Source organism: Collinsella sp. Sow4_E3 (assembly GCF_052116285.1).
Classification (GTDB): domain Bacteria; phylum Actinomycetota; class Coriobacteriia; order Coriobacteriales; family Coriobacteriaceae; genus Collinsella.
The window spans coordinates 1-1320 of record NZ_JBQKLJ010000065.1; the positions used below are offsets into that span (position 1 = coordinate 1).

Consider the following 1320-nt stretch of genomic DNA (forward strand, 5'->3'; position numbering starts at 1 on the left):
CCGAGCAGACCACCACCATCGGCGGACTCGTCAAACAGGCCGGGCTCACCAAGAGGCAGGCGCTGGACTTCGCCGTCGAGGCTGTCGGACATCCGCTCACGTCCGCGACCGACCTGACGGAGACCGAGGCTGCTGCCGTGATCGCTGCCCTTACCGAACTGGTCGCCGCCGAGGCTGCTGTGGCGGAGTCGCTGGCCGATCCCGACACGGGCGAGGTGTACGAGGCGGAGCTGGTGCCCGACGCCGAGCAGGAGGCCACGGCATGACCGTCGTCATCCCTACTACGAACCCCGGTGGCTACACCGGCTGGGGCATCGCCACCGAGCGCGGGGGCGTCGAAATCTGGCAGCGAGACGCCACGAACCGCGCACACTACCGCGAGATCGTCATCCATTTCCGCCGCGACCACGACCAGCGCGTAACCCACGAGCAGGGCACGACGTGCGAGCTGTTCGACTGCGGCTCCCACGGCCAGCACGGCGACCGCCGGCATCGGTTCTTTGACTACGACGGCGACAAGCGCCGCATCGAGAGCGACCTGCGCGAGATCGTCGCCGCCTGGTTCTCCGACCACAAGCCGCACATCTGGCGCGACACGCCGGACCACTGGGTGTGGCGCTGCGACTGCGGCCACATCGGACGCTGGCGACCCACCCACGCCGCCGCGCTCCGTGAGGTCAGCGACCACCTCGCGCACATGGCCTACCTCGCCACCGATGAGGGAATGCGCGCCACCTACGCCAACCGGGTCGAGAGCGCGGTGGCCGTATGAGCACCACCCGAGTCGCTGCCGGGGCGGGTGACGACCGCCGAGCCCCCGCCCCGGCAGCCTGCTCCGCCCTCCACATCCTCACCGGCGCGATGGGACTAGACGACCACCGCCAACCCATCACCCCACGACACCTGTACCGACACGGCCGCTGCACCCACTGCGGCCAGAGAGAGGACCAATCATGAGCACCAACACCATCACCATCTGCGGCAACCTGACGGACGCGCCCGAGGTCCGCTTCACTCAGGCCGGGGCCGCCGTCGCCACCATGACGGTCGCCCACAATCACCGCCACTACAACAAGAAGACCGGCGACTGGATCGACGGCGACACCACATTCCTGCGCTGCACCGTCTGGCGCGACATGGCCGAGCACGCCGCCGACACCCTCCGCAAGGGCATGCGGGTCATCGTGACCGGTGAGCTCCAGTCGCGCACCTACGAGGACAAGGAGGGTCAGCGCCGCACCACCTTCGAGCTGTCCGTGGACGACATCGGACCCTCGCTGCGCACCCAGACCGCCATCGTCAACCGCAGCCAACGCGGGC

General features: G+C 69.0%; 3 protein-coding genes. All 3 read left to right on the forward strand.

What is annotated here, in order from left to right:
- A partial coding sequence (locus ACTQ48_RS11210) for a hypothetical protein (protein WP_441570983.1) occupies positions 1-266 on the forward strand: 266 nt, incomplete at its 5' end.
- Positions 263-772, forward strand: a complete 510-nt coding sequence (locus ACTQ48_RS11215; RefSeq protein ID WP_441042251.1) for a hypothetical protein — start codon at positions 263-265, stop codon at positions 770-772. The genes ACTQ48_RS11210 and ACTQ48_RS11215, both read left to right, overlap by 4 nt.
- A gap of 181 nt (positions 773-953) precedes the next feature.
- The coding region (ssb, locus tag ACTQ48_RS11220) for a single-stranded DNA-binding protein (RefSeq protein ID WP_441085754.1) at positions 954-1320 on the forward strand (367 nt) is incomplete at its 3' end.

Coding starts and splice junctions, on each gene's coding strand:
- ACTQ48_RS11215 (WP_441042251.1), top strand. CDS start 263: ATGACCGTCGTCATCCCTACTACGAACCCCGGTGGCTACACCGGCTGG.